The following is a 24,761-nucleotide window of genomic DNA, read 5'->3' on the forward strand; positions in this document are numbered from 1 at the left end:
CCGGGCGTTAGCGTGACCCATCAAGACCTCCGTGCGTGGGTGAAGCGGCAAACTCCACTACGCCCGGAGGTCTTCTTCATGATCAATCACCGATCGCCATGTGTCACCAAGATCTCGGCCAAGTACATCTAGGCCAGCCGGGCCGTGCCCCGGCCCGTCACCATCGGAAGGTCGAGGACGGTGCGGATGCCAGGGTCGGCCAGCACCACCGCGCGGATCGTGTTGACCGCGTGGGCGGCGGCCCCCGCCAGCCCGTGGTTGACCTCGTTGAGGTTGACCACGATCGTCGGCCGCCCCTCGATGTGGATCGAGAAGCCCGGCTCGGCCCAGCGCAGCACCTTGTCGGCGTCGGCCTTGTAGACGCACTCGACGGTCATGAAGGGCCGCCCGCGCACGAGGCCCGAGAAGACCCAGCGCGAGGCCGCCACCGTGCCCTGGCGCACCGTGCCCGAGGCGATCTCGAAGTCTTCGGTGGCGAGCTCGAACTCGTCCATCTCCTCGATCTCGTCGAGCTCGACCCCGAGCGCCGCCGAGACGAGCTGCACGCTCTCGGTGAACAGGGCCCGCTGGAAGGCGCGGAACGGGCGCACCGCCGTCACATAGTCTTTGGCCGTGCGGGCGAAGCCGATCAGGTCGGTCACGATGTGGTGGGACGGGTGACCGCGGTAGTCGGAGGTCTCGCGCACGTAGATGTGGTCGAGCCGCGACGACAGGCCCGTGAGCGTGAGGGGCAGCACGTCGCTCACGAAACCGGGGTTGATGCCGGTGCCGTGGAGTGTGGTGCCGCCTTCGCGGCAGGCCTTCTCGATGCGGTCGACGACCCCCGCGCCGTAGGCCATGGGGTAGACGAACCCGGTCGTCGTGATGACGTTCTTGCCCGACGCGAGCAGCTTGCAGATCATGTCGACGTCGTGGTCGTGGTCGCCGCCGAAGAAGGTCGCCGGCAGCGGCATGTGCAGCACGCAGTCGGCGTCGAGCGCCAGGATGGCGTCGACGTCGTCGGTGCAGACGACTCCCGTTTCGGGGAGACCGACGAGCGGACCGGCGTCCATGCCGATCTTGTCGGGGTCGTAGACCAGAACTCCGGCGAGCTCGAACTCGGGACGCTCGACAACACCGCGAAGCGCGTATCCCCCCACGGCGCCGGTGGCCCACTGAACCACGCGGAGAGTGCGCATTGAGCGGCCTCCAGCCCAGGGGTGTGCGACGGCGGCGAAACCATATCAGAAACTCACTCGACCGATCACTGTCCGCTACGTCCCGTTTGGTATCGTGCGCTAGACCAGAATTTTGTTCTCCTTGGAAGGGTGTGGGCGAGAATGCCGGATGATCTCCTCAGGTTCGACGGGCGGGTCGCCGTCGTCACCGGCGCCGGGCACGGCCTCGGCCGGTCGCACGCGCTGCTGCTCGCCGAGCGCGGGGCCAAGGTCGTCGTCAACGACCTCGGCGGCGCGCTCGACGGCACCGGGGCCTCCGCCGGGCCGGCCGCCGAGGTGGCGGAGCTGATCGTCAAGAACGGCGGCGAGGCCGTCGCCAACGGCGACGACGTGGCCACGCCCGAAGGGGCCGAGGCGATCGTCCGGCAGGCGGTCGAGACCTTCGGGCAGCTCGACATCGTGGTCAACAACGCCGGGATCCTGCGCGACCGGTCGCTCGGGAAGATCACCGTCGAGGACTTCGACGCGGTGCTCGCGGTGCACGTGCGCGGGTCGTTCCTGGTCACCAGGGCCGCCTACCCGCACATGAAGGAACGCGGGTACGGCCGAATCGTCAACACCTCCTCGCCCGCCGGGCTGTTCGGCAACTTCGGGCAGGCCAACTACTCCACGGCCAAGATGGGGCTCGTCGGGCTGACCAAGTCGACCGCGATCGAGGGTGCCCGGTCGGGCATCACCGCCAACGCCATCGCCCCCATCGCCTGGACGCGGATGACCGAGTCGCTGCTGCCCGCCGAGTTCGAGGCCAAGTTCGGGCCCGAGACCATCAGCCCGCTGGTGGCCTACCTGGTCCACGAGAGCTGCGCCACGACCGGCGAGGTGTTCTCCGTGGGCGCCGGACGGGTGGCCCGGGTGTTCGTGGCCGAGGGGCCCGGCTGGCACGCCGACGGCGACCTCACCGTCGAGGGCATCGCGGCGAACTGGGAGGCCGTCCTGACCGAGCAGCCCTACCTCCAGCCGACCGAGCTCGGCAAGCAGGCGACCGCCTCGCTGCAGGCGATGCTCAAGCCGTAGAAACCCGGAAGGGCCCGGCGTGGGGGGGAACACGCCGGGCCCTGCGGTGTTTCTGAGGGGTGGTTCTAGCTGCCGTACACCTCGAACTCCCAGAGCGAGTAGCCCCAGGCCGTGCCGCGTGCCGTGCCGTTGATACGGACGTACCGGGCGCTGGAGTTCAGCCCCGTGTGGTCGTCGACGCCGCCGTTCTCACCGGTCACCGTCTTGATCGTCGTCCACGTCGTGCCGTTGGGCGAGGTCTGGATCTGGTAGCCGCTGCCGTAGGCGGCCTCCCAGCTCAGTCTCACCCGGCTGATGGCGTAGGTCTGGCCGAGGTCGACCTGGATCCACTGCGGGTCGGAGAACGCGCTCGACCAGCGGGTGGTGCCGGAGCCGTCGACGGCCATCGCCGGGGTGTAGGCGGCCTCCTGGCTGGAGGCGGTGGCCGTCTTGTTCAGGGCGACGTTGGTGGCGGGCGGCGGGTCGGTGGGGCCGCTGCCGCCGTACACCTCGAACTCCCAGAGCGAGTAGCCCCACGCCGTGGCGCGGGTCGTCCCGGTGATGCGGACGTAACGACCCGTGGCACTCAGGCCCGTGTGGTCGTCGACGCCGCCGTTCTCACCGGTCACGGTCTTGACCGTCGTCCACGTGGAGTTGTTGGTCGAGGTCGCGATCGTGTACGCCGACCCGTAGGCCGCCTCCCAGCTCAGCCGGACCCGGTTGATGGTGTAGGGGGCCCCGAGGTCGACCGTGATCGACTGCGGGTCGGAGAAGGCGCTGGCCCACCGGGTGGTGGCGCTGCCGTCGACCGCGGCCGAACCCGGGTAGGTCGCCGCCTCGGTGCTGGTCACCACGACCGGTTTGTTCAGCGCCAGGTTGTTGCTCGGCGGCGTCACGGTGCCGGTGCCGAAGGTGAAGTCGTCCAGGTCGAACAGGCCGCCGCCGGTCGTGCCCTTGAACACCAGGAAGAGCTGGCCGGTGCTCGTCGGCGGGTTGGTGATCGGGACGGTGACGTCCTGGAAGGTGGCGTAGCCGCCGGTGGCCGGGACCGTGACCGTGGCCACGAGCGGGCCCGTCTGCGAGCCGGTCCGCACCTCCAGCGTGTTGCCGCCCGCCACCGCGCCGACCCGGGCGGTGAACGAGGTCACCCCGCTCAGGTTGTAGGGGGTGAACGCGATCCAGTCGTTGTTGTCGATGTAGCCGACCGCCGCGCCGCCGTGCGGAGCCGCGCCGGTCACCGCCTGCACGCCGCTCTGCGACGAGAAGTGCTCGGCCTGGCGCAGCCTCGGCTGGAGCTGGGCCTGGGTGTGCGTGGTCAGGCCGCCGTTGTCGGTGTACTCGGCGTCGATGACGCCGTAGATGTTCGCGGCGGAGTCGTGCTCACCGTCGGTGGTCGTCTGCAGGACGCCCGAGCAGCCGTTCGCGCTGGTCATCGGGTGGCCGTGCGAGTCGTGGCCGAGGATGAAGCTGACCTTGACCCGCGAGCAGGCGATCGTGCCGTCCTCCGGGTCGGTGACGGTCACCGTGAACGGGATCGCGTCGCCGAAGGAGAACAGGCCGCCGTTGACCGGTGTGTTCACCACGACCGTCGGCGCGGTGTTGCCCACGGTGATCACCGTGCTCGCGGAGGAGGCCTTGTTGGTGCTGTCGCGCACGGTCAATGTGGGGTTGTAGGTGCCGTTTGCTATGTACGTGTACGAAGGGTTCGCCGCCGTCGAGTCGGTCGTGCCGTTGCCGTCGAAGTCCCAGGCCAGCGTGATCGGGTCGCCGTCGGGGTCGACGGTGCCGGCCGAGGAGAAGGCGACCGTCAGCGGCGCGGGGCCGCTCGTCCGGCTGGGGGTGATCACGGCCTTGGGCGCGTGGCCGTCGGCGGCGTACTCGATCCGGTAGAGGGCCGAGTTGCCGTCGCCGTTGAACCAGCCGGTGCCGTAGTCGAGGACGTAGAGCGCGCCGTTCTTGCCGAACTCCATGTCCATGACCTGGGTGCCCGACCACGGGAACGGGTTGATCGTCAGCCACTGCCCGGCCGAGTCGGGCACGATGTTCTTGATCCAGCGGCGGCCGAACTCACCGGCGAAGAAGGTCCCGTCGTAGTAGCGGGGGAACTTCACCGTCGAGGTCGAGGTCGCGTCGTAGCGGTAGACCGGGCCGCCCATCGGCGACAGGCCGCCGCCGGTGAACTCCGGCGGGGTCGAGCCGGTGTAGGGGATCCAGCCGCGCTGCGACGGCGGGAGCGTCGTGATGCCGGTGTTGTTCGGCGAGTTGTTGGTCGGGCCGCCGGCGCAGTTGTACTTCGCGCCCGAGGGGCCCGACGGGAAGGTGTACTCGTTGTACGCGTCGTTGAACGCCGAGCAGTAGGGCCAGCCGTAGAAGCCGGGGCCGGTGATCCGGTCGAAGGAGACCTGGCCGGCCGGGCCGCGGTTCGGGTCGGCGGTGCCGGCGTCGGGACCGTAGTCGCCCAGGTAGACGATGCCGGTCGCCTTGTCGACGCTCATCCGGAACGGGTTGCGGAAGCCCATGGCGTAGATCTCGGGCCTGGTGTTCGCGGTGCCGGGGGCGAACATGTTGCCCGCCGGGATCGTGTACGCCGGGCTGCCGGTGGCCGTCGGCTTGATGCGCAGCACCTTGCCGCGCAGGTCGTTGCTGTTGGCGCTGGTGCGCTGGGCGTCGAACGCCGGGTTGCGGCCGGCCCGCTCGTCGATCGGGGAGAACCCGGCCGAGTCGAACGGGTTGGTGTCGTCACCCGTGGACAGGTAGAGGTTGCCCTGCGCGTCGAAGTCCATGTCGCCGCCCACGTGGCAGCACATGCCACGGCTGGTCGGCACGTCGAGCACGGTGCGCTCGGAGGCGAGGTTGAGCGTGTTGTCGGCGTTCACTGTGAACCGGGACAGGCGGTTCACCCCGTTGAACGGGGCGAGCTGGGCGGCGGTGCCGCTGGCCGGGGCGTCGCCCGCGGGGGTCGACAGCGGCGGCGCGTAGAACAGGTAGATCCACCGGTTGGTGGCGTAGCCGGGGTCGACCGCGACGCCCTGCAGGCCCTCCTCGTCGTGGGTGTAGACGGGGATGGTGGCGGCGATCTTGGTGTTGCCGGCCGCGTCGGTGTAGCGGACCGCGCCGGTGCGGGCGGTGTGGAAGACGCCGCCGTCGGGGGTGACCGACAGGCTCATCGGCTCGCCGACCTCGGCGACGCCCTTGGCCAGCTCGATCTGCTGGAAGTTGCTCGTCACCGTGGCGCCGCAGTCGGCCGCCGCGAAGCCGGCTGCGGTGCGGATGCCGCCGAGCAGGTGGTTGCGGAAGTTGGCGTCGCTGTAGGAGGCGTCGGTGTGCCCCATGCCGGTGTACCAGGAGCGGCCGCCCGCGTAGTCCTGGCACCACGAGATCGGGTGGTCGATGCCCATGCCGCCACCGGAGTAGGTGGTCTCGTCGAGGGTGGCCAGCACGTGGACCTTGCCGCGCGGGTTGGCGCGGTAGCTGTACCACTCGTCGAACCGGCTCCAGCGGTGCGGCAGGTGCGCGGTGGAGGGGTGGACCCGGTCGGAGACCCGCACGGTCGCGGTCTGCTCGGCGGGGTGCTGCTGGAAGTAGGCGCCGACGAGGTTGCCGTACCAGGCCCAGTCGTATTCGGTGTCGGCGGCGGCGTGGACGCCGGCGTAGCCGCCGCCCGCGGCGATGTAGCGCTCGAAGGCGGCCTGCTGGGCGGCGTTGAGGACGTCGCCGGTGGTGGAGAGCCAGATGACCGCCTGGAAGCGGGCCAGGTTGGCGTCGGTGAACTGGGCCGCGTCCTCGGTCGTCTCGACCGTGAAGTTGTTGGCGGCGCCGAGTTGCTGGATGGCGGTGATGCCGGGGCCGATGGAGCCGTGCCGGAAGCCGGCGGTCTTGGAGAAGACCAGGACGCTGAAGTCGGCCGCGTGGGCCGGAGGTGTGGTGACGACCACGCCCGCCAGCACCAATAAGGCGCTTAAGACGACACGGATGAAGGGGCGCACAGGGGCGTTCCTTTCGCAAGGGGGGTGCCGGAACGCGTGCGCCGAACGCGTCAGAGGGGAAGCGCTCTCACCGGTGGGTCAGCGTGCCACCGCTGACCGGATCGAGTGGGACCCGCCCGTAATGTTGCTGCCTTGTCACGAGTCAGTCAAGAGAGCGCTCTCAGGATGAGACGACCAGATCCACCGCTTCCGGGGACAGGACGTGCTCTATGACCATGACGGCCGCGCCGATGATGCCCGCCCGATCACCGAGCTCGGTGGCCCGTATGCTCAGGTGTTGCGTCGCCAGCGGGAGCGATCGGCTGTATATCACCTCTCGCACCCCGGCCAGGATGTGCTCCCCGGCCTCGGCCATGTCTCCACCGATCACTATCACCGACGGATTGAAGAAGTTCACGATCGACGCCAGCACGTCGCCGATCTCGCGTCCGGCCTGCCGCGCGAACTGCACGGCCATCGTGTTGCCCTGCCGCACCAGGTTGACCACGTCGCGGCTGCCGTGGGCCTCGACCCCGGCCGCGTCGAGCTGGTTCGCGATGGCCGCGCCGCTCGCCACCGCTTCGAGACATCCGCTGTTGCCACACCGGCACACAACCTCGTCGCTGGTGGTCACCCTGATGTGCCCGATGTCCCCGGCCGCTCCCTGAGCGCCGCGGTGGAGCCGCCGCTCGGAGATGATGCCGCATCCGATGCCGGTGCCGATCTTGACGAACACCAGATGCTCGACGTCACGCCTGGCCGCCCAGTGTTCGCCCAGCGCCATGATGTTGACGTCGTTGTCGACCAGTACCGGTGCCCCGAGGCGAGATCCCAGCCAGTCAGGCACTGGGAACCCATCCCATCCGGGCATTATCGGCGGGTTGACCGGACGGCCGCTGGAATGGGAGACCGGCCCGGGAAGGCCGACACCCACGCCGCAGAGTGAGCCGCCGGTCTCGACCAGCAGCTCTTTCAGCGTTACCACCAGCCAGCCGAGGACCTCTTCCGGCCCTCGGTCGATCGGCAGGTCGACCCTGCGCTCGGCCAGGACGGTCGAGGCGAGGTCGGTCACCGCCACTCGTGCGTGGGTCGCCCCGAGATCGGCCGCCGCGACGACCCGGGCGCCCCGGTTGAAGGTGAAGGCGGTCGCGGGCCGCCCTCCGGAAGAGATCGCGTCGTCGGCGGGCACGATCCATTGATGCGAGAGCAGCGCGTCGAGCCGCTGCGAAACCGTGGACCTGGCGAGACCCGTGAGCTGCACGAGCTCGGCCCGAGTGCGGGCCTGGCCGTCACGAAGGATCGAGAGCAGTGCTCCCGCTCCGGTGACCGAGCCGCTGGACTCGCTCAGCATCCCCTGAGTCAACATCGCCTCCCTTCACCGCATCCGATGATTCCAGATCTCATTATGACATCAGGACATCCACTTTTGCTTGACCGTCAGCATAAGTCGTCCTTAGCATCCGGAAACATGGAGGACATAAGCCGGGAGCAGTCGGAAACCCCGTCGTTGCTCGCAATGCGGGACATCGTCAAGCAGTTCCCCGGCGTGCGTGCGCTCGACGGCGTGGACCTCGACGTCCGTGCCGGAGAGGTCCACTGTCTATTGGGACAGAACGGGGCCGGGAAGTCGACCCTCATCAAGGTGCTCGCGGGCGCCCACCAGCCGGACTCCGGCGAGGTGCTGATGAACGGCGAACCGGTGAAACTGACGACCCCGACGGCCGCTATGAAGCTGGGCGTCGCGACGATCTATCAGGAGCTCGACCTCGTCGACGGCCTCAGCGTCGCCGAGAACGTGTTCCTCGGGCACGAGCACGCCACGATGGGATTCACCCGCCGGGGCGCCACCAACGCCGCCACCAGGAAGATCCTGGAACGACTCGGGCACGGCGAGATCCGCCCGACGACCGAAGTGGGCCGCCTCTCCCCGGCCGGCAAGCAGGTCGTCTCCATGGCGCGGGCGCTGTCGCACGACGCGCGGATCATCGTCATGGACGAGCCCTCGGCCGCGCTGGCGCACGACGAGGTGAGCAACCTCTTCCGGATCATCCGGGAGGTCACCGCCCAGGGCGTCGCCGTCATCTACATCTCCCACCGCCTGGAGGAGATCCGCGAGATCGGCGACCGGGTCACCGTGCTGAAGGACGGCCGCACCGTCGCGGTCGGTCTGCCCGCGAAGGACACCCCCACGAACAAGGTCGTGTCGCTGATGACCGGCCGCAACGTCGAATACGTGTTCCCGCCGCGCCCTGACGGCGGCTTCGGGGACGAGATCCTCAAGATCGAGAACTGCTCCGTGGCCGGCATGGTCCGCGACGTGACGTTCTCGGTCCGGGCCGGCGAGATCGTCGGCCTGGCGGGCCTGGTCGGCTCCGGCCGCTCGGAGATCATCGAGGCCGTGTACGGCGCCCGGAGGTTCGCCGGCAAGATCACGCTGAACGGCCAGGTCGTCAAGGCCGGGAACACCACCCGGAGCGTCGGGCTCGGCATGGGCCTGGCCCCCGAAGAGCGCAAGGCCCAGGGTCTCCTCCTCGGCCAGAGCGTCGCCCGCAACATCACCATGGCGAGCATGGAGCGTTACTCCACCTTCGGGTGGATCAACCGCAAGAAGGAGGCGGAGGAGGCCGCGCACCTGGTGAAGGCGCTCGACATCCGCCCGCCCGACCCCAACCGGGTCATCAAGACCCTCTCCGGCGGCAACCAGCAGAAGGCGGTCATCGGCCGCTGGCTGGTCGGAGAGGGCCGCAAGCTGCTGCTGCTCGATGAGCCGACCCGCGGTGTCGACGTCGGCGCCCGCGCCGAGATCTACGCCCTCATCCGCAAGCTGGCCGACGAAGGCGTCGGTGTGTTGCTGGTCTCCAGCGAGGTCCCCGAGGTCCTCGGCCTCGCCGACCGCGTGCTGGTGATCCGCGAAGGCCGCATCGTCCGAGAGGCCGGCGCCGGGGAGCTCGATGAGCACACCGTGCTGGACCTCGTCATGGACGCCCATCCCGTGACGTCCGCCCCCTCCCACGACTGATCTGCAGGAGTCCGTTCCATGACAGAGGTGAATCCGCAACAGGTGTCCGCACCCAAGGCGGACGAAACCGGCAAGGCGAAGGCCCACGCGGCCGTCGCCACACCTTCCGGCGGCGGACCGCGACTCGGCCTCGGCGCCATCGGCGAGATCCCCCACATCGGCCTCGTGCTGGCCCTGGTGATCCTGGCCGCCGTCGGTCTCATCACGGTGCCCGACACCTTCGCCACCGGGTCGAACATGGTGTCGATCCTGGCCCTGGCCGCGACCATCGGCGTCATCACCGTCGGCGCGACGTTCGTCATCATCGGCGGCGGCATCGACCTGTCGGTCGGCGCGGTGATGGCCCTGGCCTCGGTCTGGGCCACCACGCTGGCGACCCAGGCCTACGGGCCGTGGGTGATGATGATCTGCGCCATCCTGGTAGGAACCGGCGCCGGACTGCTCAACGGCTTCCTGATCTCGTACGGGCGGATGGTGCCCTTCATCGCCACGCTGGCGATGCTGGTGGCCGCCCGTGGCCTGGCCCAGCGCATGTCCGAGCGGCGCACCCAGCTGGTGCAGCCGGACAACTCGCTGATCGTCGACCTGTCGACCACGCGCATCCTCGGCCTGCCGCTGCTGGTCTACGTCTTCGCCGTGGTCGTCATCATCGGCTGGCTGATCCTCAACCGCACCACCTTCGGCCGCCGCACCTACGCCGTCGGCGGCAACCCCGAGGCCGCCCGGCTGGCCGGCATCAACGTGCGACGCCACACGATGATGCTCTACGCCCTGTCCGGGTTCTGCTGCGGCATCGCCGCGATCATCATCATGGCGCGCACCACGACCGGGTCGTCCACCCACGGCGACCTGTACGAGCTGGACGCGATCGCCGCGGTCATCATCGGCGGCACGCTTCTGACCGGTGGGCGGGGCACGATCGTGGGCGCCATCCTCGGTCTGCTCATCTTCACCGTGATCACCAACCTCTTCATCCTGAATGGGCTGAACACCAGTGACCAGCTCATCGCCAAGGGTCTGATCATCGTGGCCGCCGTTCTCCTTCAGCGGCGCAGCCTCAAAGCAAGTACATAGCTCGTTCTCACCCCCCGCTGGGCCGTGGCACCCCAATCCGCCGCGGCCTGGGTCCCTCACTGCCGGAAATAACTCTCCAAGGGAGAACAACATGACCCAGACCCCGGGTCGCCGCGGATTCCTCCTCGGCGGTGCCGTCATCGGCGCCGGTGCGCTCGTTTCGGCCTGCACCAGCAACGAGCCGGCCGCGGCTCCGGCCGCCACCACGGGCGCAGCCGCCCCCGCCCCGGCCCCGGCCGGCGGGAACGACGCCCCTGGCGACAAGGTCGTCATCGGCTTCTCGGCCCCCGCCGCCGACCACGGCTGGATCGCGGCCATCGCCAAGAACGCCGCCGACGCCGCCAAGCAGTACTCCGATGTCGAGTTCAAGGCCGTCGAGCCGACCAACGACATCAACCAGCAGATCTCCGCCGTCGAGACGCTGATCGCCGCCAAGGTCAACGTCATCGTCATGCTGCCGAACGACGGCGCCCAGCTGAACCAGATCGCCCGCACGGCCACCGACGCCGGCATCCCGGTCGTCAACCTCGACCGCGTGTTCCCGGACAAGCTGTCGTACCGGACCTGGATCGGCGGCGACAACTACGGCATGGGCGTGGCCGCCGGCCACTTCATCGGCAAGCGCCTCAAGGACGCCGGCACCTCCAACCCGGTCATCCTCGAGATCCAGGGCATCGCCACGCTGCCGCTGACCCAGGACCGCAGCAAGGGCTTCGAGGACGCCCTCAAGAGCTACGGCTTCTCGGTGACCGCCAAGCAGGACGCGCAGTTCACCGTCGAGTCGGGCACCGAGGTCGCCGCCAACCTGCTCCAGGCGCACCCGAAGATCGACGCCATCTGGAACCACGACGACGACCAGGGCATCGGCGTGCTGGCCGCCATCAAGGAGGCCAACCGCTCCGAGTTCTTCATGGTCGGCGGCGCCGGTTCGGCCAACGCCATGCGTGACATCCAGGCCGACTCGGGCGTCCTCAAGGCGACGGTCACCTACTCGCCCACCATGGCCGCCTCCGCGATCAAGCTCGCCCGCCTGATCGCGCAGGGCAAGGGCATGAGCGACCTTCTGGAGCACCAGGTCCCGCAGTCCATCACCCTGGCCTCCGAGACCATCACGAAGGAGAACGCCGCCGAGTACCTGCCGCTGGGCTTCGAGTCGTGAAGCCGGTCATCGGGGTTGGCATGGTTGGGTACGCGTTCATGGGACGCGTGCACTCCCAGGCCTGGCGCAGCGTCGGTGCGTTCTTCGACCTGCCGGTCAAGCCGTCCATGGCGGTTCTGTCCGGCCGGTCGCGGGCGAACACCGAGGCGGCCGCCGAGTCCATGGGCTGGGCGTCCGTCGAGACGGACTGGAAGGAACTCGTCAAGCGCGACGACGTGCATTTGGTCGACATCTGCACGCCCGGCGACTCGCACGCCGAGATCGCCATCGCCGCACTTGAGGCGGGCAAGCACGTGCTGTGCGAGAAGCCCCTGGCCAACACCGTCGAGGAGGCGGAGGCCATGGCCGCCGCCGCCCGCGCGGCCGCGGCCCGGGGTGTGCGCAGCATGGTGGCCTTCAACTACCGGCGTGTCCCCGCCGTCGCGCTGGCCCGCCAGCTCGTCGCCGAGGGCCGTCTCGGGACCATCCGTCACGTCCGCGCCCAGTACCTCCAGGACTGGATCGTCGACCCCGAGTTCCCGCTCGTCTGGCGTCTGCAGAAGGACAAGGCCGGATCGGGTGCGCTCGGTGACATCGGCGCGCACATCATCGACACCGCGCAGTTCATCCTCGGAGAGCACCTGACCGGCGTCTCGGCCATCACCGAGACGTTCATCAAGGAGCGGCCCCTCGCCGACGCCTCCGCCGGGCTCTCCGCCCAGGGCGGCGCGGAGATGGGCCAGGTCACCGTGGACGACGCCGCGATCTTCACCGGCCGCTTCGGCGGCGGGGCCATCGCCTCCTTCGAGGCCACGCGCTTCGCCACCGGCCGCAAGAACGCGCTGCGCATCGAGGTCAACGGGTCGCTCGGCAGCATCTCGTTCGACTTCGAGTCGCTCAACGAGTTGTGGTTCCACGACCACACGCTGGCCGCGGAGGAAGGTGGATTCCGGCGGGTGCTCGTCACCGAGGCCGGTCACCCCTACGCGGGCGCGTGGTGGCCCCCGGGCCACGGACTCGGCTACGAGAACACGTTCACCCACGAGGTGAAGGACTTCCTGGAGGCCATCTCGGCCGGGGCGGACCCCACGCCCTCGTTCGACGACGGACTCCAAGTGCAGAAGGTGCTCGACGCGGTCGAGCGCAGCGCCGGCGACGACAGCCGCTGGACGACTGTCTAAGACCACGCACACCTTTTCGGGGGGACCGGGGTTCCCGGCCGCCCGGAACGCGACCGGCACGGTCGCGTGTACGCCGTCGCGCCGAGGCGACGTACACGTGAGTGCCACCCGAGCCGTTTCGCGTTCCGGGCGGAAGGGGCAGACCCCATCCCAGGAGACTGACGGAGACTGACGACGATGACGCGACCGATCACCCTCTTCACCGGCCAGTGGGCCGACCTGCCCTTCGAGGAGGTCTGCCGCCTCGCCTCCGAATGGGGCTACGAAGGCCTCGAGATCGCCACGTGGGGCGACCACCTGGAGATCGACAAGGCCCTGAGCGACCCCGGGTACGTCAAGCGCAAGCTCGAGACCCTGGAGAAGTACAACCTCAAGGTCTGGACGATCTCCAACCACCTGATCAGCCAGGCCATCTGCGACCACCCGATCGACGAGCGGCACAAGGGCATCCTGCCCTCGCGCCTGTGGTCGGACGACGCCGAGCAGGTCCGGCAGAACGCCGCCGAGGAGACCAAGAACACCGCCCGCGTCGCCGCCCTCCTGGGCGCCAACACCGTGGTCGGCTTCACCGGCTCCTCCATCTGGCACACCGTGGCCATGTTCCCGCCGGCCAGCCAGGCCATGATCGACCGCGGGTACGAGGACTTCGCCGAGCGCTTCAACCCCATCCTCGACGTGTTCGAGCAGGAGGGTGTGCGCTTCGCCCACGAGGTCCACCCGAGCGAGATCGCCTACGACTACCACACGACGGTCAAGACCCTGGAGGCGATCAACCACCGGGCGTCCTTCGGCCTCAACTGGGACCCGTCGCACATGGTGTGGCAGCAGCTCGACCCGGCCGGCTTCATCCTCGACTTCGCCGACCGGATCTACCACGTCGACTGCAAGGACGCCAAGGTCCGCATCGGCGACGGCCGCCGCGGCATCCTGTCGTCGCACCTGGCCTGGGCCGACCCCAAGCGCGGCTGGGACTTCGTCTCCACCGGCCGCGGCGACGTGCCGTGGGAGGACTGCTTCCGCGCCCTCAACCACATCGGCTACGACGGCCCCATCTCCATCGAGTGGGAGGACGCCGGCATGGACCGCCTCATGGGCGCGCCCGAGGCCCTGGCGTACATCTCCAAGCTCAACGCGATCACCCCGCCGGCGGCGGCGTTCGACGCCGCTTTCAGCTCCGAGTGATCATCTGAACGAGGCAGGTCTGCGTTTCCGAGGTCAGGAGCGCAGACCTGTCTTTTTGCCGCGCCTCCGGCGCGGCGGCTCGGCCGCCTTCATGTCCGGGCCTTCCCTCGTCGCTCCGGCTCGCTTCGCTCACCTGCGCTCCTCAGTGCTCGGGCCTTCTTAGAGTTACCTTCGATGTATGACCAAGTCATTGCATCCCAGGTCGAAAGGGTTATTAGCCTCTCAGCTTCCCGGTGATGATCTGCCGGGAAGCAGGGAGCTGACCGGCCGGGAGTACCTGCGTGTCAGTGAAGACCGGTCTAAGCGTATGAAGTCGCCGGCGCAGCAGCACGAGGACAACGAACGGGCATGCGCGGCGCATCGGATCACTCTCGGAGAGCCCTACCGCGAAGGCCGCGCGGTATCGGCTTCCCGGTACAGCACCGACGTCCGCGACGACTTCGACCGCCTGATGACCGACCTGCGCAACAGGGAGTTCGGCGCGGACGTCCTGGTGCTGTGGGAGAGCTCCCGTGGATCACGGCGAGTGCTGGAGTGGGTGACCATGCTTGACCTGCTGGAGCGGCAGGGGATCTTCGTGTTCGTCACCACGCACGGCCGTCTCTATGACCCGGCCAATCCGCGTGATCGTCGCGGGCTGATCGATGACGCCAACGACAGCGAGTATGAGTCGGCGAAGATCGCGCAGCGGATCAGGCGGGACATGGCCGCCAACGCCGCAGAAGGCCGCCCGCATGGGCTGTGCCCGGTGGGGTTGCGTCCGGTGTACCACGAGCGGACGGGGAAGCTGATCACGTGGGAGGCCGATCCCGAGACCGCGCCCATGATCGTTGATCTGTTCACGCTGTACCGGCGAGGCCGCAGTGGGCGCAGCATCGCCAAGGAGTTCAAGGAGCGCGGGTACCGTAACAAGCTGGGCAACCCCTACAGCCCTGCGCATCTGCGGGACATGGCGACCAGGGCCGCCTATACGGGTCTGCGCGTTCACCACGGGGAGCTGATCGAGGGCACGTGGGACGCGATCGTTGAGCGTGATCTGTGGTGGGACGTCCAGCGGATCTTGGCCGAGCCAGCGCATCAGTCGACCAAGCCCCGGTTCGGGAGCGTCAAGCACGAATACACGCGCACGATGCGGTGCGCCAAGTGTCTGGGGCCGATCACCACGCTCGACAGCAAGCGCGGTGACTACATGTGCCAGACCGGCGGATGCGCCCGTATCACCAAGGCCCCCGTCGATGCGATCCTTAACGCCGTCATCGAGGACTTCCTAGCGCAAGCGGACTTCACCGCGCGGGTAGCCCGCCGTGTGGACACGCCGCAGGTCCGCGCGCTGGAGATCGCGATAGCGCAGCTGCGGGCCGAACTGGAGGAGGCGGAGAACGCGGTGCCGGCCAACGTGTCCGAGGCCCGGATGTTCGCCCGGATCATCGAGGACATCAAGCCGAAGCTCGCCGACAAGCAGGCCCAGTTGCGCGGGCTGACCACCCCGTCCGAGCTTGCCTCATTGCTGGCATCCGACGACGGCAGCCCTGTCGCCGATGCGGTGACCCGGTGGCGGGATGCTCCGGTGGAGATCCGCCGGAAGATCGCCAAGATCTTGCTCAGCCCGCAGTACCTGGGACAGGTCCGGATCAACCCCCGGACACCCGGCAAGCGCCTGCCCCCTCATGAGCGCCTCACGTGGGTACGCGATGCCGCATAGCTCCGCCTGACGGGCAAGCCCCACGCCAGCAGCGACCGGCCAGGGCTTGCCCGCACAGGGGACGAGCCGTACAGGGGACGAGGAGGTGAGCGCCGCTACCGGTAGCCGAGCAAGGCCGCCAGCCGGTCCACGGCATCATCGCTGAGAGGCCCCGCCGCCGCCACGATCGACCGGGCGTAGGCAGCGATCACAGGATCGTCTGAGGTCATCTCGCCGACGCCCGCGCCGTGCCGCGTCCCCGCCGACGCGGCCTCATGCCCCCGAGCAAGATCACCAGTCGGCGGCGCACCCTGAGGCCGGACGCCGGCACCCGCCCACCCACCCTCCGGCCCGCTGTGGCTGGCCACCGACTCCACCCATTCGACCATCCCCGGCAACGGCTCAAGCACAGACCCAAGCCCTGTCGCCCCTTCGGGACGCTTTGCCGAACGACGGCGACGCCTACCCGCGCCACGAGCCACCGACCCGCCAGCAACCGCCGCACTCATCGGCCACCATCCCCGGCCCCGCCGAGCACATCACCTATGGCCTCGGGCGGCCCATCACCTGACACGTTCTCTAGTGCCGCTTGCTGCCGCGCGATCTCTTGTCGGCCCCGCACCCGCTCAGCCACCAGTCGCAGCAACCGCAAAGCCGGAGACGGCAAATGCGGATCGCTCGACTTCACCCGTTCCCACACCAGGCCGCCCGCGTCGGCGTCGACTTCCGGAAGTCCAAGAGCGGCCACCACCCACGCCCGACGCTCCGCCCGGTACGCCTCCAACGCCTTGCCCGACCACAGCCGGGAGACCAGCACCCGCCGACCGCCATAGCCCGCGTTCTCGCTTCGATGGGCCTTGCCCTTGCACCGGCCCGGCACCAGATGCGCGTGAGCGCCCTTCGGCTGGATCCCATACCGCAGCCAGTTCGCGCACCGCTCAGAGCAGGGTTCCCAGCGCAGCACCTCCATTAGGCGGCCCAGGTGCGCCCGCCGCGCCCGCCGGACCTTCCCCCGCCCTTCCAGCGCCGCACCGCTCAGGCTCTTGGTCAGATACTTGGCCAGGTACCGCGCCCGCGCATCCGCGTCCGGACTGTCCCCGGTCAGCCCTTGAATGTCGAGCTGATCACCGAACCGGACCACATGCGCCGGACTCGCCTCCTGGTCCAGGCCGAGGGCGTCTAACGCCTCTTCCCAGGTGGGAAGGATCTCGCCCGTGTCGGGGTCGACCCAGTTGCCGACCGCCGCAGCATCCGCGCCGCCCGGCTCATCGGCCACCCACACCGGCAGATGATCCCCGTCGTACTTCACCTCATCAAGCGACGGCCACCACACCTGGTGGTAGGTCGCCGCCGCGACCTCTTTGATCGTCGCCCGGGGGATCGCGCCCCGGATCGCCATGTGCACGTGCGGGGCTAACCGCTTCTGCGACTCCACCGCCGCGAAGTACTGGACCTTGAACCCCGCCACCCGGCGAAGGTTCTGCACGAACCGATCCACCAACTTGGCGAAATGCAACGCATCCCGCGCCGCCCGCACATAGTCATAGGTGTCGGCATCGACCGGCACCCCGCCACCCTCACCACTGGTCACCCGCCCGTACGACGGCAGCGTGAGCGTGACGAACATCGACGGCCGGTGAACTTTTCCATCCCGGCCCGCGAACGTCGGCCCGAGCGTCGTATCCGCCATCGGCCGCGCGGGCAGATCAGGCGCATCCTGACGACGACGTGTGGACCGCACCCGCCGCGCGCGTTCGGCCTCCTCCCGCTCCACGCTTGCCGCACCACGAGCCTGACCGATCTCCGTATCCAGGTCGGCCAGCACCGCGCGTAGATCAGCAACGCTCACCCCGTCCGGGGTCTGATCCACGCCCGCCGCCACCGCCGCGTCTAACTGGGTCTGCCACTCCGCCCGCAGCCCGTCCAGGTGCGAGACGAACCCGTCCGCCGACATCTCCGGAAGCCCGCCCGACACCTCCGGACCGGTCTCGTCCGGCGTCGGCACCGCACGCCCAGACCCAGAGCCGGGCGTGCCTTCGGGGTCGGCCTCCAAGTGCCAGCCCTCCCGGCACTGAGCCAGCCGCAACAGACGGTTCGTCCGGGCACACGGCGCGCACCGCGACTCCTGACGCGCCCCGCACGCCACCTCCACCAGCCGGGACACCCCGGTAGCCGGATCGGTCACCCGGAACGGCAACGGACGCAGGCACACCCCCACACCGGCAGCCGCCTGTTCGGCAACCTCCAGAGACAGCAGACCCGCCGCATGCAGGTCCAGCAGCCGCAGGCCCGCACCATGAGGAACGGGATCGATGCCGGATTCCCTAGTCTCGTATTCGCCAGAGCCGTAATCGTCGTGGCTGTATTCGTCGTGTTCGTATTCGTCGTATCCGAAATTTCCGCTGATGATTTCAGGCATACACACTCCAAGGGGTTTCGCCGGTAAACGGCGGCAACATTGACTGACGGTCGCTTGCATTGATTTCACGCATGACAAACCCTCCTCTTCGCATCGATTGAAAAACCGCCGCGCACGCGCAGCCCATGGACACAGCACAAAGACGCAGCCCCATGGACACAGCGCATGCCAGATGCGGCAGGCCGCCAGCAGAGCGGACACCGCATACACACGTGTTCAGCAACGGAATGCAGAGGACATCTGGGTTCGCTAGCGCGCTGCAATCAGTCGCGCGACGGCCGGCAACCTGTGCCTGAAGGCGTCCACTCCCGCCCGGTCAGCCCCGGAACTCTTGGGAGGACGCACCGTCCCCTTCTCGTGATGCCCAAATCGCCTACATCCTGTAGGCGTATCACCTCTCCGCCAGAGCGCAGGCACCATGCCATACACGCCCTGACCGGAACCCACGCCCGCCCGGCACCTTGCCAGGTTCCGGACGCAAATCCCATGGAGCTGACATGATAGACGGACAGCGCCCCGGCATAGTTCCCCACGAAGCGCCATTGATAACCCAGCGGCATAACGCCAGTTGAATGCCATTCAGGGCATCGGTGAACCGTCTCGGGTTGCGCCTGGCAGGCCGTCCCTAAAGGCATCCGCCAGCCGAGACCACATCACCAATCTCTGGTTTGCCGAATTAATCTTATGAGTGTCAAGCGGCGGCGCGCCGCGCCGCCGTACCCGGCCCTCTACCGCCCGCCGCCCGGGCGTGCGGCGTGGGCGCCGGTCCCGCACGGCGGCGGCCCGGGCCCTCCACCGATCAGTGCGATCAACGTACCTACGCGTCCCACCGCCATCAGCGACGCCCCGCCGCCCTTCCCCATCTTCCCGACAAGAGCATCGGCGGGACTGCTTCGACATCGGAATGACAGTCTGAAGCCTCGGCTGGACTGGTTGATGAGCGAACCTCATCGTGACGCTGCCATTACCAGGGGAGATATAGAAGCGGCAACCATAGCGAAGGATCTTGTTCTCCAGTCGATCCAACTATGGGTGCAAAGGACCCGCTCCAGGCGCGCCGCACCCTGATCTTTCGGATAGCAAAGTGATACATGATAACCATGGTTCTATTGACCATATTACGGTGATATGCCCGCTAAGTGCCGATTGATGGTATTGCAATCTTTTATGTTCTAGAAGTGAACTTTGAAACCCATCTTGAACCTATTCATTCTTTCCCGTTATCCATGTAGAGTTTCGGAGATGAACGAGGCTTTAGGCATCTTCGGTGTCGTTACAGGCATTGCGGGTATCGCCCTCACCATCTACTATGCGCGCAAAGCCGAGCGCCTCAATAAGATGAGAAAACGGCTTGAATGGGCAGATATTCAAACCGCAGCAAGTGATCTTGGACAACAAATCAAGAGAGACATAAGTCCGGTTGCAGTGGTCACACCAGGCCTTCCCGGGGCAACTTTCGCTAACCTTATTTCATCCGATTTCGCTATGCAGCCCCCAGTATATGTCGGAAATCGTACATGGAAGGACGATCCTCACAATTTTGTTCCAACAGCCGACTCGTTCGTATTTGATACGAAGAAATGGATTGTCACTATCCCTAAAGCTGTGACAAGGCATGAAAACGGGGTAATCCTGATAATCGACGACTTTGTTATGTCCGGAGATTTCCTAGACTCACTCTGCAGTACTCTCGTTCAGGCTGGAGTTCCCCGCGAGCGCATTCGATCTGCAGCCATCACGGTAACTAAAGTCGCTATCAAGAATCACAAAGCGCCCGATTATTATTGGTGGATAGCCGACAACGATGAATTCTTTTTCCCTTGGGGAAAAGCCAGATAAGTCGGGGTGCCGTATAAAGATGAATCTGGACATGATTGCAAATCGTGTGCGCTCTTTGGCGTTGCATCAAGGAGAGCGCATAGCCGCCAGCGTGACTGCGCCTCATGAATCAGGCGACGTATCGACAAAATCTTCTTTGGGGGACTTGGTCTCCCAACTCGATCGCGATATAGAATCATCGCTGATCAGCCAGCTTCTGGAAATAGCTCCTGAAGCAGCAATTATCGGCGAAGAAGGCGGCGCCAGGGGAGGAAGTTCTCTCAGCTGGGTGATCGATCCAATCGATGGTTCTACGAACGTTGTGCACGGACTCCCACATGCAGCAATATCTATTGCCCTCTGCGACAACCTTGTGCCAACAATGGGTATTGTGCACAATCCGTTTACCCGTCAAACCTTTCAAGGTATCCGAGGAGTAGGCGCTTTTCGATACGATCATGGAACAGTAATGAGCCGCGAGAAATTGCGAGTCTCAGCTAGGACGAATCTTTCGCTGTCCCTTGTCGGCTTCGGGCTTCCCTATGACCGAAATAGAGCTGATCTAATATTTAGTACAGCGCTCCGGACATTCGTACACTGCCAGGACCTCCGGCGTAGAGGGTCGGCATCTCTTGATCTCATATCTGTCGCCGCCGGAGATCTCGACGCTCACTTCGAGTTGGACTTGAGGGTATGGGACATAGCGGCAGCGACTGTGATACTTGAGGAAGCTGGCGGACGACTAACCCAATGGAACGGTCAGCCGATAACCTGGAGATCTTCTGCGGACAAGTTGAGTGTCGTAGCATCAAACTCCATAATTCACGAAGAGCTTCGAGAGATTATCTCTCAACATAATCAGGTAGGAGAGATCCCATGACTTCGCCTACCTATCGATTTGATCCTATTATCTCAGTGATTATTCCCACCTATCGGCAAACCACTCTGCTGCGCAAATGTGTAAGCTCTGTTCTTGAGCAAGAGATCGCGGACATAGAAGTAATCGTGGTGGACAACGGTTCTTCTCTGGACATACCCACAGTGCTTAAATCGTATCGTGGACCACGATTGAGGATCGTACGGCTAAAGAAAAATAGGTTCTTCTGCGCTGCAATCAATGTGGGCATCGCCGAAGCAAGGGGAATGTATGTCGCCACCCTCAATGACGATTGCGCATTATCGGCCGATTGGGCCGGTCACATAATAGACTCTTTTGAAACAGGCCGCGATATAGCTTCGGTTGCGTCTTTGGTGCTCCGCGCCGAGCATCCATCGCTCATCGACTCCGCTGGCAGCCACGTGAATACAGAAGGGCTGGCTACAAATATACTATGGAACGAACCGATACATAAGGCACCTCAAGTCACTGTTGAAGTATTTGCGCCATCAAGTTCGTGCGCAGCATACCGACTTGACGACTTACAACATGCAGGCGGCTTTGACAATCGCTTTATAGCTTACATGGAAGATATCGACGTAGGCTTCCGTCTGCAGTTGCAGGGAAAAAAAATCTTATTCAACCCCCGCTGCCGCGCGTTCCATGTGGGAGCCGCCACTAACAAGAGCCGGCATCGGTCCACATTTCTCATGGAGAGAAATCGCATATTGAACATAACGAAAAACTTCCCCGGAAGCTTAATTTCCAAGAACTGGAACAAGATAGTTCGGGCGAGCCTTCGGCCAGTACCCTTGCATATTACTGGCCCTAAGGAGGCAATCCTGGCAGGCAAATTAGCAGGGACAGCTCGAATTCCAGAACTACTCTTTGAACGGCGAACGATTCAAAAAGGCCGACGAGTTTCAACGGCGCACATAGAGAGACTTATGGCATCCAAAGAGGTCGGTGCTTGCAAATTGTGAACGGATGCCCACCTTGGTCTTATTTAGGAGCCATCAATGCCTTACGGGATCGTCCTCTTGCCGCCGCCGGGTACCGCACAGCGGATTATAGAATTCGCAACCCGTTTACGCGCGTCATCTCCAAGCCTGATGGTGATTAGCGATGAACGCCTCCCTCACCTCTCACTCGCTCATGCCGACTGCTCAAAAAATTCTGCCGAGGCTTGGTGGACGAGAGCCATCGCAATAGTGCCGGAGTATATGCCCATAAAGTTGGCTGGACTAATGTTCGCTCCAGTAGGTGCAGGAGACTTCTATATACCAGAAGGCGGTATCTACTTCGGCTTAGAAGCAATTGCCACTGATGTCCTAAGAGGTGCCCATGAGCAGATTTTGAGTGCTGCTGAGGCTGTCAACGCGAAGCCAATTGGAAATGTCCGCGACAAGTTTCGTCCCCATATTACACTGGGAGTAATGAGCACCTCGGCCGTGACCCTCGTCGATTTTCCGGAATGGATGACCGGCGAAGCCTTAGTTGGGCGGTTAGCCTGGGGGCAGCTCGGCTCTTATGGTACTTTTCCAGATTTACACACGAGAGCTTGAGACTCAGGCGAGCTCAATTCGTCGCTCCGCTGGTTGAGCAGATAGGCGAACGGTTCAAGTCAACCCACCGACACGTAAGGCTGACAGCCTCCTTCCGGCGCACTCCATGCATGCCGTCGCTGAGATCGAGAGCGAGGTGGGGAGCGCACGCCCGGACTGTGGCGCTTCAACCCACCCCGCTCTCTTCACCGCCCAACCGATACGCCAGCAGGAGCGGGGGATCCATGCCGACTTCCCCCAAGGAGTGTGCGGGGTTGATCAGTCAGACGGCGGTCTTACACCCAGCCTCCCCCGTCGCCTCAGGGACCACAGGCAGTACCGCAGTCGGAGCGCCGCACTCAGCGCCCAGACCCTCATAAGCATGTGAGCCAGCCAGTACCGCAGCCGGTGCCAGCAGCCACACCCGCCGCCCTGAGCTGCCGCGCACCAGCCGCCCGGCAAGCGACACCACCGTGAAGCCTTCGGTCCGGACGCCGTCTCTTCCTCGCTGGTGAACACCATCGGCTCAGCCACCCGACAGCTCCAGCCACTCCGGATCGCTCATCTCCGCCACTCCTTCGTCGGCGGCCCGCGCATCCACCCAGGCGCGATCCAACCGGCCAAGGCTGTCGCGACATTGCCGAGCAAGACGCTCACGCACCAGCCAGGCCACCACCGCTCCGGTAACAGCCAGCACCCGCCTGACCGTCTCCGGATCGACAGGGTCACCAGCCACCGGGGCACTTCCACGAGCGAACCCCGGCCCGGTCACCGGTCATCCCCGCGTGCCTTTTCGTTGAGTCCGGTCACCATCGGCAAGCCCCGTTCAAGGAAGGCAGCCACCACAAGCGGAGCCGCCACAGCCGCCTCCTGAACCCGGCGCACCTCATACCCAGATCGGCCCGCCGCCTCAGCCTCAGCGAAAGCCGCAGGACACAGACGCCAGTACAAGCGGGTATCGGTGGCCAGGGCAGCGATCTCGTCCCCGGCCCACACCATCGACGACGTCCAGTGCACCTTGATCGTGCCCCGCACCCCCGCACGCGCCAGCTCCCGCGTGACGATCTGGGCCGCCAGCACCGCCCGGCGAACCGGACGCCATCCCCGTACCCGGCCTCGCACCCCAGCTCTGCGCTCGGCTCTCGGCCGCTTCCGACGAAACAAGGCCGGCGGACGCTCGACACGCCCCCGCCGCCTCACCGACGACCCCTCGCCAGCGCATCCCGGTACCCCGGCACCTCAGCCGCAGCAAGCGCCGCCGAAGGAGCAAGCACCAGCCGATCCGGCTCCCCACCCCGGCCATGGACCTTCACCATGTACTGACCGCCTGACTCACCCAGACTCACCGTCGCCGACAGCGCACCCGTGGAGTCCAGCGCGACCACCTCGGGTGCATCCCAGACCGCCGGAGCGGTGATCGCCGAAGCGCCCGGCCCCCGCAGCAACACCCGCGCCGTAGTCGAACCAACGCACGGGATCCCGACCGCCTCCAGCAGTACGCGCACCCGATGAACCGCCGTGTTCTGCTCGTCCAAGGTCATGCGCGGCTCACGAGCCGGCAGCGGGTCAGGCCACGCGCCCCCATGCTTACCCACGGCCGTTCACCCGCGCCTGCGCCGGTCCGTTCGTCACGGGCTTGATCGCCACTCCGCCCAGAAAGGCCGCGCCCGAGCGGTCAGAACTCCTCTGCTGGTACAGGTCGGGCCGCCAGTCGGGAACCTCGCACAGCCCCGGCTCGATCAGCTGCCATCCCGCCCCCGTGATCAGGGCTTCGATCTCCTCTGCTGTACGAAGGACCATGGGGGCTGACGCCGATGCGTACACCCCTGCCGCCTTTGTGGCGATCCCGGCGTCGAGGTCACCCGCATAGGCGTGGGAGAGCACGAGGTAGCTACCCTCCGGAACCACCTCCCAGAGCTCGCGAAGGATCTCGCCGGGACCTTCGTCGTCCTGGACGAAATGCATGATCGCCGCGAGCAGCACCCCGACCGGCTGGTCGAAGTCCAGCACGGCCCGGACCTCCGGGTCGTAGACGATCTCCGTTGGCAGGCGCAGGTCATGTTCGATCACCGCGACCCCGTCGCCGGTGGCTTTGGCCAGGAGTCGGCCGTGCAGCACCGCCACCCGATCGTTGTCGACGTACACGCACCGGCCGCTCTCCGCAGGAACCGACATCTCCACGAGCTTGGCCCGCAAGATCTCGTGCGTGTTGTCGCGCGTCGGCAGCCCACTGCCGATGTCGAGGAACTGCCGAACGCCCCGCTCCGCCAGCTCACGGACCGCACGGCCCAGGAAGTACCGGTTCTCCCAGACGAGCGTTCGCAGATCCGGAACCAGTTTCAGCAGCCGATCAGCCGCCGCCCGGTCCGCCGTGTAGTGGTCTTTGCCGCCGAGCAAGTAGTCGTACATCCGTGCCACGTTCGGCACCGACGGCTCGAAAGCCCTCTCCGGAGCCGTAGCTCGCCGCGACAACAGCTCAAGCCCTTCCCACTCGGCAAGGACGCCCGTCGCGTAGCTGTTGCTCTCGACCGTAGGCTCACCCATGGATCGCACCTCCATTGCGATCAAGGAGCCTGCCAAGCGTGCTAGCGCTGGGCAGGCTCCGACATTTCCGGCGATGATTCACATTCCGCCGGGAACTTCAGGTCTGCCC

19 protein-coding genes are annotated in these 24,761 nt (G+C 66.1%); 11 read left to right on the forward strand and 8 right to left on the reverse strand.

Going from position 1 to position 24,761, the window contains the following annotated elements:
• Window positions 1–128: 128 nt before the first annotated feature.
• Window positions 129–1,178, reverse strand: coding sequence for an NAD(P)H-dependent amine dehydrogenase family protein (locus GT755_RS23165; RefSeq protein ID WP_161481765.1), 1,050 nt, complete (start codon window positions 1,176–1,178; stop codon window positions 129–131).
• 141 nt (window positions 1,179–1,319) lie between these two features.
• Between GT755_RS23165 and GT755_RS23170 the strand changes: the two genes are divergently transcribed.
• Entirely contained in the window at window positions 1,320–2,231 is a 912-nt protein-coding gene (locus GT755_RS23170) for an SDR family oxidoreductase (RefSeq protein ID WP_161481766.1), read from the forward strand.
• A 65-nt stretch (window positions 2,232–2,296) separates the two neighbouring features.
• Here GT755_RS23170 and GT755_RS23175 read toward each other — a convergent pair whose 3' ends face one another.
• Both GT755_RS23175 and GT755_RS23180 read right to left on the reverse strand, forming a co-directional pair.
• Window positions 2,297–6,196, reverse strand: coding sequence for a ThuA domain-containing protein (locus GT755_RS23175; protein WP_202610438.1), 3,900 nt, complete (start codon window positions 6,194–6,196; stop codon window positions 2,297–2,299).
• Window positions 6,197–6,356: 160 nt separating this feature from the next.
• On the reverse strand, window positions 6,357–7,541 hold the full coding sequence (locus GT755_RS23180; RefSeq protein ID WP_161481767.1) for an ROK family protein: 1,185 nt from the start codon (window positions 7,539–7,541) through the stop codon (window positions 6,357–6,359).
• Between the two features lie 102 nt (window positions 7,542–7,643).
• Between GT755_RS23180 and GT755_RS23185 the strand changes: the two genes are divergently transcribed.
• The 6 genes from GT755_RS23185 to GT755_RS23210 all read left to right on the forward strand — a co-directional run bounded on the left by GT755_RS23185 (window position 7,644) and on the right by GT755_RS23210 (window position 15,471).
• Complete coding sequence (locus tag GT755_RS23185) at window positions 7,644–9,194, forward strand: sugar ABC transporter ATP-binding protein (RefSeq protein ID WP_161481768.1); 1,551 nt, start codon at window positions 7,644–7,646, stop codon at window positions 9,192–9,194.
• Window positions 9,195–9,212: 18 nt separating this feature from the next.
• Window positions 9,213–10,268, forward strand: a complete 1,056-nt coding sequence (locus GT755_RS23190) for an ABC transporter permease (protein WP_161481769.1) — start codon at window positions 9,213–9,215, stop codon at window positions 10,266–10,268.
• Window positions 10,269–10,359: 91 nt separating this feature from the next.
• Window positions 10,360–11,427 (forward strand): substrate-binding domain-containing protein, encoded by a 1,068-nt coding sequence (locus GT755_RS23195; protein ID WP_161481770.1) that lies wholly within the window; start codon window positions 10,360–10,362, stop codon window positions 11,425–11,427.
• Window positions 11,428–11,447: 20 nt separating this feature from the next.
• Complete coding sequence (locus tag GT755_RS23200) at window positions 11,448–12,587, forward strand: Gfo/Idh/MocA family protein (RefSeq protein WP_030456484.1); 1,140 nt, start codon at window positions 11,448–11,450, stop codon at window positions 12,585–12,587.
• 177 nt (window positions 12,588–12,764) lie between these two features.
• A complete protein-coding gene (locus GT755_RS23205) occupies window positions 12,765–13,769 on the forward strand; it encodes a sugar phosphate isomerase/epimerase family protein (protein WP_030456485.1) in 1,005 nt (334 codons plus the stop codon).
• 178 nt (window positions 13,770–13,947) lie between these two features.
• Complete coding sequence (locus GT755_RS23210) at window positions 13,948–15,471, forward strand: recombinase family protein (RefSeq protein ID WP_161481771.1); 1,524 nt, start codon at window positions 13,948–13,950, stop codon at window positions 15,469–15,471.
• Between the two features lie 484 nt (window positions 15,472–15,955).
• Here GT755_RS23210 and GT755_RS23215 read toward each other — a convergent pair whose 3' ends face one another.
• On the reverse strand, window positions 15,956–17,869 hold the full coding sequence (locus GT755_RS23215; RefSeq protein WP_235967216.1) for a helitron helicase-like domain-containing protein: 1,914 nt from the start codon (window positions 17,867–17,869) through the stop codon (window positions 15,956–15,958).
• A gap of 1,242 nt (window positions 17,870–19,111) precedes the next feature.
• Between GT755_RS23215 and GT755_RS23220 the strand changes: the two genes are divergently transcribed.
• The 4 genes from GT755_RS23220 to GT755_RS23235 are packed head-to-tail and all read left to right on the forward strand — an operon-like array spanning window position 19,112 to window position 22,129.
• Window positions 19,112–19,708, forward strand: a complete 597-nt coding sequence (locus tag GT755_RS23220; RefSeq protein ID WP_161481772.1) for a hypothetical protein — start codon at window positions 19,112–19,114, stop codon at window positions 19,706–19,708.
• Between the two features lie 19 nt (window positions 19,709–19,727).
• A complete protein-coding gene (locus tag GT755_RS23225) occupies window positions 19,728–20,567 on the forward strand; it encodes an inositol monophosphatase family protein (RefSeq protein WP_161481773.1) in 840 nt (279 codons plus the stop codon).
• A complete protein-coding gene (locus tag GT755_RS23230; RefSeq protein ID WP_161481774.1) occupies window positions 20,564–21,547 on the forward strand; it encodes a glycosyltransferase family 2 protein in 984 nt (327 codons plus the stop codon). Before GT755_RS23225 ends, GT755_RS23230 begins: the two co-directional genes overlap by 4 nt.
• 36 nt (window positions 21,548–21,583) lie before the next feature.
• Complete coding sequence (locus GT755_RS23235; protein ID WP_161481775.1) at window positions 21,584–22,129, forward strand: hypothetical protein; 546 nt, start codon at window positions 21,584–21,586, stop codon at window positions 22,127–22,129.
• A gap of 505 nt (window positions 22,130–22,634) precedes the next feature.
• Here GT755_RS23235 and GT755_RS23240 read toward each other — a convergent pair.
• The 4 genes from GT755_RS23240 to GT755_RS23255 all read right to left on the reverse strand — a co-directional run bounded on the left by GT755_RS23240 (window position 22,635) and on the right by GT755_RS23255 (window position 24,652).
• Window positions 22,635–22,805, reverse strand: coding sequence for a hypothetical protein (locus GT755_RS23240; protein ID WP_161481776.1), 171 nt, complete (start codon window positions 22,803–22,805; stop codon window positions 22,635–22,637).
• A 71-nt stretch (window positions 22,806–22,876) separates the two neighbouring features.
• Complete coding sequence (locus GT755_RS23245) at window positions 22,877–23,188, reverse strand: hypothetical protein (RefSeq protein WP_161481777.1); 312 nt, start codon at window positions 23,186–23,188, stop codon at window positions 22,877–22,879.
• Between the two features lie 116 nt (window positions 23,189–23,304).
• Window positions 23,305–23,649, reverse strand: coding sequence for a hypothetical protein (locus GT755_RS23250; RefSeq protein WP_161481778.1), 345 nt, complete (start codon window positions 23,647–23,649; stop codon window positions 23,305–23,307).
• Window positions 23,650–23,695: 46 nt separating this feature from the next.
• Complete coding sequence (locus GT755_RS23255) at window positions 23,696–24,652, reverse strand: SAM-dependent methyltransferase (RefSeq protein ID WP_161481779.1); 957 nt, start codon at window positions 24,650–24,652, stop codon at window positions 23,696–23,698.
• Between the last annotated feature and the right edge of the window lie 109 nt (window positions 24,653–24,761).

The sequence above is a fragment of the Herbidospora solisilvae genome, assembly GCF_009901565.1.
In the GTDB taxonomy this organism is placed as follows: Bacteria; Actinomycetota; Actinomycetes; order Streptosporangiales; family Streptosporangiaceae; genus Herbidospora; species Herbidospora solisilvae.